20 protein-coding genes are annotated in these 14,147 nt (G+C 57.3%); 5 read left to right on the top strand and 15 right to left on the bottom strand.

The window, feature by feature from the left end; translation table 11 throughout:
- Nucleotides 1-177 precede the first annotated feature (177 nt).
- Nucleotides 178-921, top strand: coding sequence for an HNH endonuclease (locus PSEMO_RS18455; RefSeq protein ID WP_075804407.1), 744 nt, complete (start codon nucleotides 178-180; stop codon nucleotides 919-921).
- A 157-nt stretch (nucleotides 922-1,078) separates the two neighbouring features.
- Nucleotides 1,079-1,297, top strand: a complete 219-nt coding sequence (locus tag PSEMO_RS18450) for a hypothetical protein (RefSeq protein WP_075804406.1) — start codon at nucleotides 1,079-1,081, stop codon at nucleotides 1,295-1,297.
- Between the two features lie 20 nt (nucleotides 1,298-1,317).
- Here the strand turns inward: PSEMO_RS18450 and PSEMO_RS18445 are convergent, their stop codons facing one another.
- Complete coding sequence (locus PSEMO_RS18445; RefSeq protein WP_075804405.1) at nucleotides 1,318-2,196, bottom strand: hypothetical protein; 879 nt, start codon at nucleotides 2,194-2,196, stop codon at nucleotides 1,318-1,320.
- Nucleotides 2,193-2,972, bottom strand: a complete 780-nt coding sequence (locus PSEMO_RS18440) for a DUF2786 domain-containing protein (RefSeq protein ID WP_075804404.1) — start codon at nucleotides 2,970-2,972, stop codon at nucleotides 2,193-2,195. Before PSEMO_RS18440 ends, PSEMO_RS18445 begins: the two co-directional genes overlap by 4 nt.
- 95 nt (nucleotides 2,973-3,067) lie before the next feature.
- On the opposite strand from PSEMO_RS18440, the gene PSEMO_RS18435 reads away from it, so the two are divergent.
- On the top strand, nucleotides 3,068-3,796 hold the full coding sequence (locus tag PSEMO_RS18435) for a DUF5677 domain-containing protein (protein ID WP_075804403.1): 729 nt from the start codon (nucleotides 3,068-3,070) through the stop codon (nucleotides 3,794-3,796).
- Between the two features lie 213 nt (nucleotides 3,797-4,009).
- On the opposite strand, the gene PSEMO_RS18430 is transcribed toward PSEMO_RS18435, so the two are convergent.
- Complete coding sequence (locus tag PSEMO_RS18430) at nucleotides 4,010-4,957, bottom strand: hypothetical protein (protein ID WP_256721159.1); 948 nt, start codon at nucleotides 4,955-4,957, stop codon at nucleotides 4,010-4,012.
- Nucleotides 4,958-5,249: 292 nt separating this feature from the next.
- Nucleotides 5,250-6,257 (bottom strand): nucleoid-associated protein YejK, encoded by a 1,008-nt coding sequence (yejK, locus tag PSEMO_RS18420; RefSeq protein ID WP_075804401.1) that lies wholly within the window; start codon nucleotides 6,255-6,257, stop codon nucleotides 5,250-5,252.
- Between the two features lie 101 nt (nucleotides 6,258-6,358).
- On the opposite strand from yejK, the gene PSEMO_RS18415 reads away from it, so the two are divergent.
- The gene (locus PSEMO_RS18415) at nucleotides 6,359-6,568 is read left to right on the top strand and encodes a hypothetical protein (protein WP_075804400.1); all 210 of its coding nucleotides are present in this window, start codon (nucleotides 6,359-6,361) and stop codon (nucleotides 6,566-6,568) included.
- Here the strand turns inward: PSEMO_RS18415 and PSEMO_RS18410 are convergent.
- The 11 genes from PSEMO_RS18410 to PSEMO_RS18365 all read right to left on the bottom strand — a co-directional run bounded on the left by PSEMO_RS18410 (nucleotide 6,557) and on the right by PSEMO_RS18365 (nucleotide 12,660).
- A complete protein-coding gene (locus tag PSEMO_RS18410; RefSeq protein ID WP_075804399.1) occupies nucleotides 6,557-6,919 on the bottom strand; it encodes a hypothetical protein in 363 nt (120 codons plus the stop codon). The two genes, PSEMO_RS18415 and PSEMO_RS18410, sit on opposite strands and share 12 nt — an antisense overlap.
- Before the next feature lie 78 nt (nucleotides 6,920-6,997).
- On the bottom strand, nucleotides 6,998-7,456 hold the full coding sequence (locus PSEMO_RS18405; RefSeq protein WP_075804398.1) for a hypothetical protein: 459 nt from the start codon (nucleotides 7,454-7,456) through the stop codon (nucleotides 6,998-7,000).
- Nucleotides 7,449-7,682, bottom strand: coding sequence for a hypothetical protein (locus PSEMO_RS18400; RefSeq protein ID WP_081430278.1), 234 nt, complete (start codon nucleotides 7,680-7,682; stop codon nucleotides 7,449-7,451). Before PSEMO_RS18400 ends, PSEMO_RS18405 begins: the two co-directional genes overlap by 8 nt.
- A gap of 7 nt (nucleotides 7,683-7,689) precedes the next feature.
- Nucleotides 7,690-8,253, bottom strand: coding sequence for a siphovirus Gp157 family protein (locus PSEMO_RS18395; RefSeq protein WP_075804397.1), 564 nt, complete (start codon nucleotides 8,251-8,253; stop codon nucleotides 7,690-7,692).
- Entirely contained in the window at nucleotides 8,250-8,981 is a 732-nt protein-coding gene (locus PSEMO_RS18390) for a hypothetical protein (protein ID WP_075804396.1), read from the bottom strand. Before PSEMO_RS18390 ends, PSEMO_RS18395 begins: the two co-directional genes overlap by 4 nt.
- Before the next feature lie 288 nt (nucleotides 8,982-9,269).
- Entirely contained in the window at nucleotides 9,270-9,443 is a 174-nt protein-coding gene (locus PSEMO_RS33540; protein ID WP_037059616.1) for a hypothetical protein, read from the bottom strand.
- Nucleotides 9,440-9,631 (bottom strand): hypothetical protein, encoded by a 192-nt coding sequence (locus PSEMO_RS18385; RefSeq protein ID WP_075804395.1) that lies wholly within the window; start codon nucleotides 9,629-9,631, stop codon nucleotides 9,440-9,442. The genes PSEMO_RS33540 and PSEMO_RS18385 overlap by 4 nt, the downstream gene beginning before the upstream one ends.
- Nucleotides 9,628-10,035, bottom strand: a complete 408-nt coding sequence (locus PSEMO_RS18380) for a hypothetical protein (RefSeq protein ID WP_075804394.1) — start codon at nucleotides 10,033-10,035, stop codon at nucleotides 9,628-9,630. The genes PSEMO_RS18385 and PSEMO_RS18380 overlap by 4 nt, the downstream gene beginning before the upstream one ends.
- 196 nt (nucleotides 10,036-10,231) lie before the next feature.
- The gene (locus tag PSEMO_RS18375) at nucleotides 10,232-11,080 is read right to left on the bottom strand and encodes a ParB/RepB/Spo0J family partition protein (protein WP_075804393.1); all 849 of its coding nucleotides are present in this window, start codon (nucleotides 11,078-11,080) and stop codon (nucleotides 10,232-10,234) included.
- A gap of 185 nt (nucleotides 11,081-11,265) precedes the next feature.
- The gene (locus PSEMO_RS18370) at nucleotides 11,266-11,763 is read right to left on the bottom strand and encodes a hypothetical protein (RefSeq protein ID WP_075804392.1); all 498 of its coding nucleotides are present in this window, start codon (nucleotides 11,761-11,763) and stop codon (nucleotides 11,266-11,268) included.
- 471 nt (nucleotides 11,764-12,234) lie between these two features.
- Nucleotides 12,235-12,660, bottom strand: a complete 426-nt coding sequence (locus PSEMO_RS18365; protein WP_075804391.1) for a hypothetical protein — start codon at nucleotides 12,658-12,660, stop codon at nucleotides 12,235-12,237.
- Nucleotides 12,661-12,829: 169 nt separating this feature from the next.
- On the opposite strand from PSEMO_RS18365, the gene rhuM reads away from it, so the two are divergent.
- The gene (gene rhuM / locus PSEMO_RS18360; RefSeq protein WP_256721158.1) at nucleotides 12,830-14,029 is read left to right on the top strand and encodes a RhuM family protein; all 1,200 of its coding nucleotides are present in this window, start codon (nucleotides 12,830-12,832) and stop codon (nucleotides 14,027-14,029) included.
- The last annotated feature ends 118 nt before the right edge of the window (nucleotides 14,030-14,147 follow it).

The raw sequence follows: 14,147 nt of genomic DNA, 5'->3' as shown, positions 1-14,147 counted from the left end.
TCACCGCCAGCCCAGCTAGACCGCCTGATTGAGCGGCAGAGGCCTGGTCATCGCCCGACGGCCATGGCGGCTGGCTGCTTCGGGGGGCTTGCCTTGGGCAGGGCTGCAGCTTAGGTTGATGACATTGGGGGATACCTAGCGGCTAAAGTTGATTGGTCAGAGAACAAGGAATTAGAAATGGCTGAACGGAATAAGCACGGTCTGGGACGTTATGTTCCTCAAGATGTACGGCGCGAGGTACGCAGGAGGTGCGGCTTCGGGTGTGTGATTTGTGGGCTTGCCTACTACGACTACGAGCATTTCAATCCGGATTTCAAGGATGCGATGGTGCATGATCCAAAGGGCATGACCCTGCTTTGCATGCAGTGCAACCAGAAGCGCGCGCGGGGAACTCTTTCTTCGGAAAGCGTTGCGAAGGCAAACGCTAATCCTCGCTGCAAGCAGGATGGGTTCGCATCTGAGCTGTTCGACATTGGGCAGGACCCGGTCGAAGTTAGGTTCGCAAGCTCGATCTTTATTGGTTGCGAAACCATTCTTCAGATATCGGGAGTGAAGGTTCTTTCACTTAAGCCGCCTACCGAACCAGGCATGCCTTTCCTGCTGTCCGGGATATTCTCTGATTCTTCCGGTTCTACAACGCTGAGGATAGAAGATAATGTTTGGTACGCCGGAGACGAAAACTGGGACGTGGAAGTAAGCGGGCCCAGGATAACCATTCGTCGAGAATTATTTGATGTTGCGCTGCAGATAAAAGTTGAGCCGCCCCGCGTTTTGATAATTGAGCGTATCGACTTGGAGATAGAAGGGGTAAGATTTAGAGGGGGCGAAAACTCGCTAAAGTATACATTCGATGGGGTAAACTGGAATTCAATGAGCGGCAATAGAATGAAAGGTGCTCCGGTCGCGATTAACTTTGAATGACTTATTCCTATTAATTCGGTGTGCTTGCAGGTGTGCCGAGTTCTGCGACCGAATCTCTGTAGCGCGCCGGCAATCCATCCGCCGAGGCCGGCGAACAGGTCGATTCCTATTGTCATGAAAGCCCCTAGAATGGCCTCTTTTCTCAAGGAGAGGCTCGATGGAAGACGTAAGAGATAACCCGTACTACCAAGCGCTAGCTGCGTTCGTTGCCGAAGCTGCTGCGATGGGGGTCGATGTCGATGAGGTCACTCGGCGCGCCGTGGATGGACTTCACACTGGAAAGCCGTATGCGATCCGAATCGGTGATTGCTCTGCTGCCGGAGCGGTGGCGCTGAAAGAGACAGTTGAAAGCTACAAGTACATGTTGACCGTCTAACTCGTCACATGCCTTAGAAGTCAGTCGCCGCAGAAACAGTCTATGTCTTCCGTCACATAGGGCTCGAAGTCGAAGGCACCTTGGGTGGCCATGCGCTCCGCATACCACCCGAGGTGCGCGTATTTCGGACGGTCTTGACGAAAGACTTGGTCGTACTTCTCTTCAGTACCCGACCACCAGAGCACCCGGGAAGGGTCTTCGATGATGGCCCTATAAATCTTGTCCTCGCTCTTTTTCCAGCAGAGGTCGCAGTTGCCCAACTCTGAGTCGATGCCCAAGTCAAATGGCTGCTGGCTCCAGAACTCGGCAACGTGCTCTTTGGTCACTCGATCAAGGTACAGTGGCGTGTAGTTCTCCCAGCGGGTGCCTCCACGGGCATTTGCCGCCATCATCCGGTGATAGCGCCCTGGCTCGTCATGTCGAATGCCAACGACGCAATCCCAATGGTCGTAGCCAAGACTACGCATGTGCTTCTCGCCAATCTTGATCTTGAGGTAGGCCGTGCACATGTTGTTCGAGAAGTTAGGCAGCACAGGTGCGAGCTGCTTCTTCTCACGCCGGAAGCGAGCGTAGTAGTCGAGCATCATGTCGAAGGGCTCGCCCTTACGGCTGGCGCTCTTGAAGTCCACTAGTCGGTACCAGGGAGCGTCCTCTGGCTGATCGTACTCTCGGCACCACTCCATCCATACGACCGGGAAGCCCCAGCGCTCCGACATTTCGCGCACGAACTCCAAGGTTTCCTCCACCTCCTTGCCAGTGTTCTGGAAGAAGGAGTGAACGTCGGCCGGAAGGCTTCCGCCATGTGCGTCGAGAATGCGGCGAGTCATATAGCCGGACGTGCGGCCGCCACTGAGCCCGATCTGCGCCGGCCCAGTGATCTGGTAGGGGTTCATTGTCATGAGCTGGCCAACCTGAACTGATCCTGCCCACCGTGCGTCATGCCTGGGTTCAACTCGACGCGCTGGCCCGCCAGCAGGCCGGCGATCTGCGCATCCAGGTCGAGCTCGACCTTCGGAGGCTTTCGAGCCTTTCCAATTTCTTGTCCCGCCAGGTACTGCTCGATGAGCGCCTTATCCTGCGACTCGACAGCCACCAGGTCGCGGCCATCCGAGTGCTTGGCAAGCGCTGGGTCTTCTTCGCCGCGAGGTAGTAGCTGATGAATCTTCCCGTGCACCGCCGATACCCAAGCGAGAGCGAAGTGATCTCCAGCAGTCTCTGGCGAGTAGGCGCTACGGCGTTGGCCCGAGCGCACCATGGCGACATATTCACGTCGAGCCAAAGTCAGCTTCGCCAGCAGGGCTTCATAGGCGTACATCGCAATCTGCGGAGCGGGGGTGACGCCGACAAAGATCGCCCGATCAACCCTCCGGCCGGCGGATCTGCACCAGTGTTGGTAAGAGAGGGGCCTGACGCCAAACACCTGGGCGACGATGCTGCTCAGGTGGCGGTCCCAGGTAGGGCGGCGATTGGCTCGGAACTTCTCCGATTGAGCCTCGCTAACGTCGCTCAGCCGCACGTCCAGTTCGGTGAGTCGGTACTCGCGCATCAGCGCTTGGGCCTGGCGCATGGCAATGGCTGCTTCGTTCTCGTTGGAGCTTTTGGAGAGAGCCAGGCAGCGCTTGATCTTGCGAATCACGCGCTCAAGTTTGCTCTCATCCTGCTGTTGTTCAAGCATTGCGGATCCTCTTCCTATTACAAAGCAGAGATGGCACCATATTGTGATGGTTAGCTGCGTAAACACATGGGTATTTGGTTTATGAGGCGGTTACTATGTCAGAGGGATTTGAATCTAAGGGCTTTCTGTCGCCTGATATTGAATGTTTTAAAGGCGAAAACATAACTAAATACGCTTCTGAGTTTAGCGGTGCTAGAGAAATTTCAGATGTCGCTCAGCAAATGTTCATGGCTTTGCCTATGTCTGATTTGCCAGTGCCAATTATTGCTTCGATAATATTTATCGAGCGATCGGTTCGCGGCTGCCAGGCTGCAATAATTCTTTGTGAGTTGGGGCTTATTCAAGAGGCCCAGGTATTGATACGAACTGCTACTGAGACGCTATTCGCTTCAGCTGCGCTTGTCTCGGATGACAATGCATATAATAGGATGGCTCTTGCAAGTGATTATGAGGATATGACACAAGCTAGAGGGATGATTAATTACCCCGCTTCAGATCTTACAGATGATCATAAATGCATGCTTGAGGAAGTTATCTCGCGCGCTCGGGATGGCGCGTCTAAATACCCTATTTATGAGGCGGCCAGGACTGCGGGGCTTTTGCCGATGTATGAGACTTTCTATAGAGGGCTCTCATCATTAGCTAGTCATGCTACGTTTAGATCGCTAGATAGGTCTTTTGTAGATAATGGCGAAGAGCTGAGCATATCCTTAGGGCCAACTGACCATCAGCTTATCTTCACGCTCGGCCTTGTGCGAACGTGCTTCACCGAGATTATCAAGTGCATCATGAGGATTCAGGATGCGATTAAACTTGAAGCGTGACGCCACACCCTCGCTTTTGGCGTCATCGTTGAATGGGGTTGCGTCGGAGGGTCAGGCGACTGTGCGAACCGGAACAGCGGGCAGGCAGTCCTTCTGGTCCGCAGTGCCTAGGTATGGCTTCAGCTCGGCTCGGGTGTATTTGCCGGCCTGGTTCGTATCGGTGGTATAGCCGCTGTAGCTCGGCCCGAAGTAGGCGCCGCCGTGTCGATCCGTTCAGATCATGTGCAGCGACTCCTCGGGCGGGAACAGGATGTTCTTCAGCACCTCGGCGCGCTTGAAGTCCAGCTTCGCCGCGGCAGCCGACATCAGCGCTTCCAGCCGCTTGCGGCGTCGCGCCTGGTTCACCTTGGCCCGGGGATGCTCAGGCGGAGCCACGTACAGCTCGCGGCAGCATTCGTTGGTGTAGCTGTAAGGCCCGGTGACCACCCACCACATGTTGTTGATGTTGTAGAGCGCCGTGCCGCGCAGCCAGCGGCCCTCGTAGTCGGTGAACCAGACAGTCTGACCATGCTCCAGCGCCTGGTCGTCCGCCGACCTCAGGTTGCTGCTCATCCAGGATCCGGACTTGTACTTGTCCCAGTCGACCCCCTTGAAGTGCACGCTGCTCTCGTAGTGGAGCTGGATGCGCTCCATGGCCGTAAGGTGACCTGGCCCGACCTTCTTCTCACGCTTGCGCATCCACTCCTCGTCGAAGTAGTAGCCGCTGAAGATGTTGCAGAGGTAGGTGCGGATGCGCCGGCGGGTGCGCTCCATCTCCAGGCGCATGAGGTACGGCATGTGCTTTTCTTTGTCGCTTTGGTACCGTCCGTCATGGTCAGGGCGGTCTGGCGCATTGACGTTCTGGAACATCTGGAAGGTGATCGAGGCGCCGGACAGCTCCAGATCGGCCTTCAGGTCGCCCTTGCTGCACACCCGTTTGTTGCGGCGGAAATTCTCAGCGATGCCGTACTGGTCGCGCTTGTCGCGCTCTTTCAGTTCGGGCATGGCGCAGGTCCAGCCCAGGCGATTGAGCGTTTGTACGATGCGCTTCAGCACCTGGTTGCGATACTCGCGCTCCCAGGCTTTCTCCTGGTCCCACGGCTGGCGCCCGGGGTGAGGCTCGCGGATGATGATCTCGGCATCACTGAAGATGATGCTGGCGCTGCGCTTTAGCTGGGGCATTGGAGTTCTCCGTGCACGCGAGTCCCTCACCGAGGTGGCGCGATCAGTTGAATTGAGTTATCAGTATCTGGCTGGCATGGGCCGACAAGGAGGGTAGAGGTGGACAATTATTGGTTCGGTTTCAAGGTAAAAGGCGGAAGGGCTATCGCTGTGGGTCCCTTCTCCTCTGCAAGGGTGAATGCTGAGCGGCAGAAGGCGAAGGCTCCTGATGCTGAGGTATCTCCGTGGTTTGTCGCAGATACTGAGGAGCAAGCGACTGCTAAAGCAGAGCTTCACTTGAAGTAAAACTTCGTCAGGCCGCGCTTGTCTTCAGTTGATCTATCAGTCGCGTTGGCAGATCTTTGATCGTCAGGCTGGCGCTGTCCTGATCGAACTCAACGCGCTTGCCGAGCATGTGGGCTTCAAAGCTGATCGACATACCCTCAGCCCGTCCGGTGTAGCGTCGGTACTGGTTGAGGGTGCGCTTATCCGGAGCGAAGGTTTCCGATAGCCCGTAGCCTCCCGCCCGCATGAAATCGGCGAAGGTCTTGGGACGGTCCTCATCCAGCAGTTCCGATAGCTCGTCCAGCTTGACCGGCTCGCCCGTCTTGCCTTGCGCCTGGGCATACGCCACCAGGTCATGGCTCTTCTCGCTCGCGGTATCGTCGGCCAGTTCCTCCGCCTTCACAAAGTCACTGAACGCCTTGAGCAGGGTGCGGGTTTCGCCTGGAGAGTCGATGCCCTCAGTAACCCCGACGAAGTCATTGAAGTGGGCTGTAGCCCGCCGACCGCCCTTGGGCTTGATGAACGAGATGTACTGCCTGGACGCCGGGTTGTTCTTCCATTCGCTCAGGTTAATCCTGGCGCCAAAGGAGAGGTTGCCTGTGTCAAGGTTGCGCGCTATCGCCACGCTCAGATCATGCGCCACGGCCACCGTCTCGACCTGCTGCAGGATGGCGATCGTCAGGTACTCGGTCAGGCCTTGCTGGTAGTGCGCGAACAGCACGTGTCCGCCGACCGACAGGTTCGATTCCTCCATCAGCTTGGTCAGGTGTTCGGCCGCGGTGCGGGTGAACTCGATAAAGCTGAATCCTTGGACGAACCATTCTTCCAACCAACCGCTGAGCGGGAACGCGCCGGAAGCCGGTTGAAAGAAGCCCCACCCCTTGCTGGTCTTGGCGTTGTAGGTGTCGTTGACGTCGAGCATCAGGGTCTCTGCCGCCGACGATTCTGGTAATGCCTGGGAGGAAAGGTGAAGAGCGGCAGGGCTGCCGTCTGGCTTCTTGTCGATCCGGTGAATGACTGCGTTGCGTACGGGCATGGTGGATCCTCCGTGGCCGGATGCGGCATGGTGGCAATTTGGTGAGGGATGGGGTATTACGGGTAACCGGCATTGGGTCCGGCAAGGAGAAAATTTCAGTGATGACCAATCGCGAGTATTACGATAAGTGCCGCGCCTTCTCCGACGAGGTCGGAAAGAATTCGAAAGCAGCAAAGGAGCTACTTGAAAACGACCCAGAACTTGCTGGCGAAGGCGCCTATGAGAAGTATTGGGAGCTTTACAATGCGGCGACTACTGCGTCGCTGGCCTGGGTAGACTTCTGCACCAACAACAAACCGTCATCCAGGTGATTGGTCTCTATAAAATTCGTCCCCGGGGTTGCGCCTGATTTCGGCCCGAGTGGCGCTGTCGAACTTGCGCGCCAGTTTCGGCGATATCTCAAAAGCTGGCGCGTCAGGCCGTTGCAGTCGACGCGCTCGCTCTTCTGGATCAGCCGCAGCCCAGGACAGCGCCATGTCCTGCCGCAGTGCTTGCACCTGGTCGTAGCCGTGAGCCTTCACCTCGGCAGCGAGCAGCTCCTTGACCCCGGCTGGCATCTCGAACACAACGTACTCGACACCTAGTCGGGCATCCTCTGCCTTCTTCTTCTCCCTGGCTCGGCGCGAATACTCCGCACCCTTCGCCTTGTCCTTGTTCGCCATAGGCGCCTCCCATGCCGCTGGGCGGCAGATGAATGAACTGCTGGCGCCGTCCGTGCCGGACGCGGTTGGAAATCTTGCTCATGCTGCTTTCTGCTGGACCCAGGCTCCGGCCGCGGCAAACACCTTGGCTGCCTGCTGCTCGTCGAGCGTGGTATCGGTGGGGATGGCAATCCAGCCGGATGCCACCAGATGGTTGGGGTTGGCCTGGGTGCGCAGTTCGGTGTAGGTCGCCTCGATGACATCCGTTAGGTGCGAAGCCAGGTAGTTGCCCTGGGGAGCCACCTCCATCGATTTGCAGTACTGCTCGCCGTTCGGCTTCTGGCACATCACGCTGAGGTAGATCGTCCACCGGTGCGCGATATCGCAGATGGCATCGACGATCTGGCGGCTGCGGATCTGCTTGCAGCTCTTCCAGTTCATCAGTATCTGCTGGCCGCTCGGGTCGATGTTGACAGCTGCAACGTGGTTGGTGGCGAGGAGGGCGCGGCAGGATCGCTCGATGCGCACCCGGAGGTTATGAGGCTTGCGCTTACTCATAGGTATCCGCCATTTCCCGAAGCCTCAGTCGATCGTAGGTGGTCAGGCGTTTGCGCTTGCGCACCAGCACTGTCTCAGGATCGATGTTCTGGCTACGGGCAGGTGGTGGGACGGCTGCGCAGTCGCCGAGTTGGGTGATCTGACGTCCAGATGCGAAGAAGGCAGCTTTCGCTGCCTCCAGTTGGGCCTGGCGCTCGGCGCCGGCGAGGATGTAGTTGTTGCTCATGATTACCTCACTTGATACGGATCGAGCTCTCGCCACGCTCCAGATGGGCCCAGGTCGGCTCAGGAATCAGTTCGTGCTCGCAGTCTTCGCCGGCTGCCATTCGTTTGCGGACGGACTCGTTGTGTTCGCGATTCGCTTTCAGCTTGGCTGCAATGGCGTTCTTGTCCGGTGCGATTTTGGTAACTACCGACGTCAGCTCGTCCGGCACTGCCTGTTCGTTGTCGACGATCACTTTCTCCTTGCCTATCGCGAGGCTGATCGTGAACAGGGGGCGCTTGATCGTTTTCATATCGGCGGCCTCCATGTTCCGGCGCAGGTAATCGGTCATCTGCACAACGCTGTTGGTCTTGATGCGCTTCAACTCGGTCAGGCGATCGATCTCGGCAGTGATGGCGCCGATATCGCCTTCGATGTTCCGGCGGAGCATGACGATGCTATCGGCCTTGTCTTCGAACTCACCCTGGATGCCGGCCATGGTGTCTTGAATGGCTTGCTTCAGGCCTTCGTCATCCGTGTCGCACATTGCGGCCAGTTCAGCCATCTGGCCAGTCAGCTTGTAGAGTTGGGTCATGCTGCTTCCTCTCCGGTTTTGCCTGCTTCCAGGTTTTTGAGTTCCAGTGAAATTCGTGCGGCGCCTCGTTCGTCTCTTCGACCGATGAGCCTGCGTACTGCGTGGTCATGAATCTTCTTGCGCTCCTGCGGGGTGAGCGCGGTTTTCATCGTTTCAATCGTGTTTTTGATGAAGGTCAGGCGCTCTGCTTGCTGGCGTTCAACCTCCACCTGGCGGTCCTCGGCCGACTCGATGGCTTCCTCCGCCTGCAGTTGCTGAACGTAGTTTTGGTCATCGAACATTCCGAGGAACACATCGGCGCTGAAGCCCAACATGGAGAGGGCCTTCTTGACTGCGTCGGTTAGCGATTTCTTCGGGGCCTCGCCGTCGGTTGTCATGCCGTAGCGGGTCTTGTACTGGTAGCGCGTGCAGCCGTACTGCTCGACTTCCCCGCGCTGGCCGTTCTGTATGAACCAGAGGGAGATCCTGATGGTGTGGCCGATCTCGCGGCCCAGGCAGATGCGTTTTTCGCCTTCGCCAGCGAATATTTCGTGACCTTCATCGAAGCGCTCTTCAAGGATCTTGTAACCCCAGCCGATGCCAATCGGACCGAACATCTCGGTGGCCTTCATCACCATGGCGGTGCCGTTCAGGCTGGTGATGCTCTGGCCGTTGACCTCAGCCTTTTTCGTGAACTGGGTGTTGGTCTTTTCGACCAGGCTCCAGATGCGCATGTTGTCGGTGGACATTGCTGTACCTCTCGCCTGGTTGGCGCTGTCGATTGATGGGGAATGCCAGGTCACGCAAGCACGGAGGTATGCTGGCCCACGCCCTGGCTGCCGGTGATGGTTGCGCGCTCTTGCCGGCTTACGCTGCCAAATGGGTACGGTTATCCCCGAAGGGCCCGCCGTGCTCGGGTGTGATTCAGGAAGTGATGCCGCCAGCTAGCGAGCTCAGCAGCATCCAGAGTGCAAAGAAGGTGATTGCGAAGAACGAGCCGCGCCAGGTGGCGATTCAGCGGGCACGCTGGAAAGAGGTCACTGTCGGCGACCCAGGTTGATGGGCCGGCGCTTCAGCCAATCGGCCTTGATCGGGTAGGGCAGGTCAGCGACGCGCATTCCGACCGGGAGTTGCAAGGTGCCGCGGACCTGAGCGGCCTTGGCTTCTTCGAGCTGCTCGTCGATGAGCGATTTCACAACTGGCGTAGTCATGCAGCCTCCTGGCGCCGTTCGATGGTCTTGTTGAGGCGCCCGCAGTAGTGTTCGAATTCTTCAATCGTGATGCGCTCGTCCTTCATCATCTCTACCAGCTGACGCTGAATGGTGGCGGCGAAGTTGACTGGGCTACTTGGATGAGCGAGGGCTTCGAGCTGCTGGTCGATGAGGACGTAGGGGCTCATTCCGCAGCCTCGGCTTCAGCGATGAGGGCGTCCTTGGCAAGCGGCTCCAGCAGCGTGCGGGCAAGTTCCCGAAGCTTGTCGTCGTCATCCAGGATTTCAGCGGCAGCGGCCTGGCCTTCAGATTTCCAGCCGGCGCGGGCAGCCAGGTAGAGGCGACCCAGAACAGAGCCGCTCTCGGCGGACCAGAGCAGTAAGGTGCTCAGGTGCTCGTCAACCGCCCCGGCAAACTGTTCGAAAGTCACGCTTTGCTTGGGATGCACGTGGCGCTTGAATTCCACGCCGACGCCGCGCAGCAGATCCTCCGTAGCGTTGTCGATCCAGATGCGTTCAGCCTCACCGTCATCTGGCTCGTCCGGCTGGCGGTTGTCCCATTCGTGCTGAGCGGACTGCAGAGCTGCGTTCATGTTGCCTCCAGGGAGGGACCGCATTGGTCAGGCACCAAGCGCGGGTGACCAAACCCAGCCGTGAAATGCTGGCTTGGTACCTGCCAATGCGGTCTAAGGTGAAGGGGAGATGGGGCAGGCGCCCGGCGCTACCCGGGATGCATCTGGTCTGGCCTGTTAGGGCACCGGATTCGCCTGCGTAAAGGGGGAGTGCAATTCAATTGCGTGGTGGAGAACCAGCGGCAGCTACTGCATCCCGGAGTGCCTGCAATTGGTCGGTAGGGAGGCCTAGAGCGTTGTCCTGAGGGATAGCCAGGAGCAGTGCATCGGCTGCAGCGTGAATGGCCTCAAGCTTCGGCCGGGAAATCGACGGCCCGCGCATAGTGCCGGTGGTCACCTTGGTCTTCCCTTTGGCTTGAGCCTTCTGGAGCTCGGCTCCAAGCACCTTGCCGGCTTTGTCTCCGTGCGCCCTGACTACCTGAGCGGCAGTTGTTGCTGATACTTGGCCGGCGGCGACCAGGCTCTGTACGTCGGTGTTTGCATTGCCGACGGTAACGACCTGCTCGACATGCTGACGAGTCTTGCCGACCTTTTTCGCGATCTGGTCCACGGTCCAGCCGAACGCCCTGAGCCGTTTGTAGCCCTCGGCCAGTTCGAGCGGGGAGAGCTTCTCGTTCTCCTGACTGCTGATGATCCGAGCCACGCGATCTGCGTCGCTGCCTTCGAATGCGGTGACGGCGACCCAGGCTTCAAGGATGCTTGGATCGTCTTTGTTCGGCGTACGAGGTAGGCGACCAGCCTTGTCCAGCTTGATCAGGGCGCGCCGCCGACGGTGACCGTCAACGATCCACACGCCACCTTCTGCCCGAGGTCGAACTTCAAGGGCCGGGATCTGACCGCCGTTGGCGATGAACTCGGCCAGAGCGTCGATGCTTGCTTCGAGCGCTTCGCCTTCGATGCGCAGGTTGAAGCCCGACTCTTCATGAAGGTCTTCGAGCTGCACCTTCATGGCGTCGGCGCGCCGCACCTCGCCATCCTTGATCATTTGCTTGAACGATTTGGCCATGCAATTAACTTCCAGTTGATGGGCTGCATTGGTGTGTAACCCGGCTCGCGGATTCGAACCGCGTCAACCGGTGTAGCCCTCGCCGCTGATCAAGCGGCCTTGCCGGGTCACACACCGATGCAGCCTGGTGATGGGGGGCCAGGTGAATCGGGCAGTTAACGTCAGGCTGACGTGGCGCTGGTTGTTCAGGCGGCTGTTTGTACGGATGCCGCTTGGATGCGCTGTAGATTTCGCAGGTAGTACAGGGATGCTTCGATTTCACTTTCCGAAAGATCCCGGCCGAGTTCGCTTCGACGGATTCCGATGGAGAAGATCACGCTGCCATGGGATGGCGCCATGCCGTAGCTGCATTCAACAAATTGGCCGTTCCAGTGCGCGTAGCTCTTGGTGCCGAAGTACGTCCTCTTCAGCGCGGCCGCGCCATTGGCGAGATCGTCGACAGCCTTCTGAAGTGCGAAAGCCCTGTCGTTGCCGGCCTTATCGTAGGAGCCACGAACCTCAAGCACCGACTCGGCAATCTTCAGCGCGTCCAGGTCAAGGCCGTCGGCCGATGCCGCGATCAGCCGGTTCGTTTCTGCCAGATCCTTGCTCAGGTTGTCCATTTGCTTCTTGTGTCGATCGTTTTCTTCGCCGATCAGCGCGGTAAGGCTGATTCGCTGTCTTTCCAATTCTGCAAGCTTCATGTCCCATACCTCTGTTCGGTTGATTTCCCGTCTGGCCCTCAGCGAAGGCCAGCCAGTGAAATCGCCCATTTACCGCCGGGCTCAGCGGGGCGCATCGCATACCAGGTCATTCACTCGGTTCAGGCATTTCGCCTTCGTCAGCCGTACAAGGTTCTCCCTGTCGTGGGCAGCCTTTCGGGGCTGTCTGGCGCCGGTCGCCGGTAGAGGCAATGCGGTCTGTTCACCAGTTCCAGAGCTGGCATGGGGATCGAATTTATTGCTCGCGCTGTGCCGTTGCCGGGATCGATCCGCGAGGTTCCCATCAGTGATAAAGAGCGGCGAGGCTTGAGGGCCTCCCGAGGGGCTGTGTAGCGCCTCGATGGGGTTAACATTACCAATGGCATTATTTATCTGTCAATGCCACTGGTAATATTTTTCGAGCGCGCACAAAAAAGCCCGCGCTAGGCGGGCTCTTCGGGGGTGGCGTGGCGGTTACATAGAATCGATCTGTGCTTTCAGCTGATTTGCTGAGTGCTCGTATACGCGTAGGTAGGCGTCGCGGTCGTCATCAATCAGGTGGTCCAAATAACCGAGCCACGAGACGTACATGTTGGCCAGCTCTGATTTCAGCTGTGGCAACCGATCAGTCTCGGCCTTGTATAAGGCTTTTCCTTTGCTCTTGGCGTCATCTACGCAGACCCGGACCACATCTAGGCGGTGATGGAAGGCCTCCGACCAGGGCTTGCTGCCCTCGCCATACTTTCTTTCTGCACCCCAAACCTTGGTCTGCTGCTCAATCGCATCAATGCTGCAGATTGCGGGAAGGCCAGTCATCTTTTCGATATAAGTCGGCTCAGCGGGAGCCACGGTTGACCAGAGGAGGGAAGTGAACAGAGTAGCTAGAAGGGGCTTGCGCATTTTGCTCGTCCTGAGAAATTGACATCGTACCACCCCGGCCACCCGCCATCACGCAGGCTAGAGTTAGGAAAGTGCACTGCCGATCAAGATCATCCAGGCAAAGAAAAGCCTGCAGGGAGGCGGGCAAAGGGATTTCCACAAGGAGCGAGCTCACTTTGTAGGACATGGTTTGAAGAAGACGTTAAGGCATGAAACAGAATGCCGAGGCGGCCTGCGGATGCTAGCCCGAGAGATCGAAGCAGGACAGCCGTCACCAGTCCCGCACAAATTTTTGCTATCGATGGCAGAATGTCTCTTTGCCGACTTAGGCACCTACATGCGGAGTGAAATGATGTCAAAGGACAGGCGCGGTAGTGACGACCCTGAAATCCTGGAGGGTGCAGTACTTTTCAGTGATGAAGGCGCAGAGGTTAGCCTTCGTTTTGAATCTGAGGACCAATCAATCTGGGCTACCAGCCAAAATATTGCAGATTTGTTTGGCGTGGACGTGTCAAACGCTCGCAAACACATCCGAAATATCTACGCCGACGAGGAACTAGAGAAATCCTCAACTAAGGCAAAATTTGCCTCAGTTCAAATTGAGGGTGGTCGTGAGGTTGTCCGCCAGGACGTAGCGCACTACAACCTTGACATGATTCTGTCCGTTGGCTATCGAGTAAATGCCAAGCGGGCCATAAAATTCCGTCAGTGGGCGACTAAGACACTCAAGGCATTCATCGAGCAAGGTTATGTAATCAACGAGAAGGCGTTACGCGAATCGCCTGATAAGTTGAACAAGCTAGCCGCTGCAGTTCGGGCCCTAAGGTCAGAAGAGAGGCAGGTCTACGCGAAGGTTAGAGAGTGCTTCAAAATCTGCTCATCTGACTACGACCCGACCTCGAAGACTGTCAGAAGCTTTTACGCCCTTTTACAAGACAAATTCCATCATGCAGTTACTGGCATGACGAGCTCGAAGTTGATTCTGGATCGGGCAAACCACAAGTCAGAAAACATGGGGATGCAGTCTATAAGGAGTGGCTCGCCAACTTTTGAGGAGGCCAAGATAGGCAAAAACTATCTAAACAACGAAGAACTGTACCGTCTGCACCTCCTATCCGAGCAGTTCATGCTATACGCAGAGAGCACTGCGCTTACGAGGAAACCCATGACTATGGATTCCCTGCACGCAAAGCTTGACGCGCTCCTTATATTTAACGACTACCCAGTATTCAGCGGCTACGAGGATTACATCAAGGAAGAGGCGGTAAGTCATGCTCGGCAGGAACTGGGTCTGTATAAAAAACGCAAGAAGATAGAGTCGCTGGGCTACGAATACGATGAAGATGCCCTGGCCGCCGGTGAGTATGACGAGCTACTTATCGAGGTGTGAGCCCGCGAGGTGGCCAGGCTTGCTCCTGGCCTTCGCGACGCATCCGTGTTCACTTCCCCCCCCCCTTATGCCCCACCAAACAATTCTCCTCAATCTGCACCAATTGGCAGATTCTGGT

Origin of the sequence: Pseudomonas putida, assembly GCF_001941965.1 — a bacterium.
Taxonomy (GTDB): Bacteria; Pseudomonadota; Gammaproteobacteria; order Pseudomonadales; family Pseudomonadaceae; genus Aquipseudomonas; species Aquipseudomonas putida_L.
The sequence above is the reverse complement of the archived record's forward strand: the minus strand, read 5'-3'. Positions and strand labels throughout refer to the sequence as shown.

What these genes read in the sequence shown, in the direction of transcription:
- PSEMO_RS18365 (WP_075804391.1), bottom strand. Translation starts at nt 12,660, where the DNA reads ATGCGCAAGCCCCTTCTAGCTACTCTGTTCACTTCCCTCCTCTGGTCA.
- PSEMO_RS18450 (WP_075804406.1), top strand. Translation starts at nt 1,079, where the DNA reads ATGGAAGACGTAAGAGATAACCCGTACTACCAAGCGCTAGCTGCGTTC.
- PSEMO_RS18440 (WP_075804404.1), bottom strand. Translation starts at nt 2,972, where the DNA reads ATGCTTGAACAACAGCAGGATGAGAGCAAACTTGAGCGCGTGATTCGC.
- PSEMO_RS18435 (WP_075804403.1), top strand. Translation starts at nt 3,068, where the DNA reads ATGTCAGAGGGATTTGAATCTAAGGGCTTTCTGTCGCCTGATATTGAA.
- PSEMO_RS18370 (WP_075804392.1), bottom strand. Translation starts at nt 11,763, where the DNA reads ATGAAGCTTGCAGAATTGGAAAGACAGCGAATCAGCCTTACCGCGCTG.
- PSEMO_RS18395 (WP_075804397.1), bottom strand. Translation starts at nt 8,253, where the DNA reads ATGACCCAACTCTACAAGCTGACTGGCCAGATGGCTGAACTGGCCGCA.
- PSEMO_RS18380 (WP_075804394.1), bottom strand. Translation starts at nt 10,035, where the DNA reads ATGAACGCAGCTCTGCAGTCCGCTCAGCACGAATGGGACAACCGCCAG.
- PSEMO_RS18400 (WP_081430278.1), bottom strand. Translation starts at nt 7,682, where the DNA reads ATGAGCAACAACTACATCCTCGCCGGCGCCGAGCGCCAGGCCCAACTG.
- PSEMO_RS18390 (WP_075804396.1), bottom strand. Translation starts at nt 8,981, where the DNA reads ATGTCCACCGACAACATGCGCATCTGGAGCCTGGTCGAAAAGACCAAC.
- PSEMO_RS18430 (WP_256721159.1), bottom strand. Translation starts at nt 4,957, where the DNA reads ATGCCCCAGCTAAAGCGCAGCGCCAGCATCATCTTCAGTGATGCCGAG.
- PSEMO_RS18455 (WP_075804407.1), top strand. Translation starts at nt 178, where the DNA reads ATGGCTGAACGGAATAAGCACGGTCTGGGACGTTATGTTCCTCAAGAT.
- PSEMO_RS18445 (WP_075804405.1), bottom strand. Translation starts at nt 2,196, where the DNA reads ATGACAATGAACCCCTACCAGATCACTGGGCCGGCGCAGATCGGGCTC.
- PSEMO_RS18415 (WP_075804400.1), top strand. Translation starts at nt 6,359, where the DNA reads ATGACCAATCGCGAGTATTACGATAAGTGCCGCGCCTTCTCCGACGAG.
- PSEMO_RS18405 (WP_075804398.1), bottom strand. Translation starts at nt 7,456, where the DNA reads ATGAGTAAGCGCAAGCCTCATAACCTCCGGGTGCGCATCGAGCGATCC.
- PSEMO_RS18375 (WP_075804393.1), bottom strand. Translation starts at nt 11,080, where the DNA reads ATGGCCAAATCGTTCAAGCAAATGATCAAGGATGGCGAGGTGCGGCGC.
- PSEMO_RS33540 (WP_037059616.1), bottom strand. Translation starts at nt 9,443, where the DNA reads ATGACTACGCCAGTTGTGAAATCGCTCATCGACGAGCAGCTCGAAGAA.
- yejK (WP_075804401.1), bottom strand. Translation starts at nt 6,257, where the DNA reads ATGCCCGTACGCAACGCAGTCATTCACCGGATCGACAAGAAGCCAGAC.
- PSEMO_RS18385 (WP_075804395.1), bottom strand. Translation starts at nt 9,631, where the DNA reads ATGAGCCCCTACGTCCTCATCGACCAGCAGCTCGAAGCCCTCGCTCAT.
- PSEMO_RS18410 (WP_075804399.1), bottom strand. Translation starts at nt 6,919, where the DNA reads ATGGCGAACAAGGACAAGGCGAAGGGTGCGGAGTATTCGCGCCGAGCC.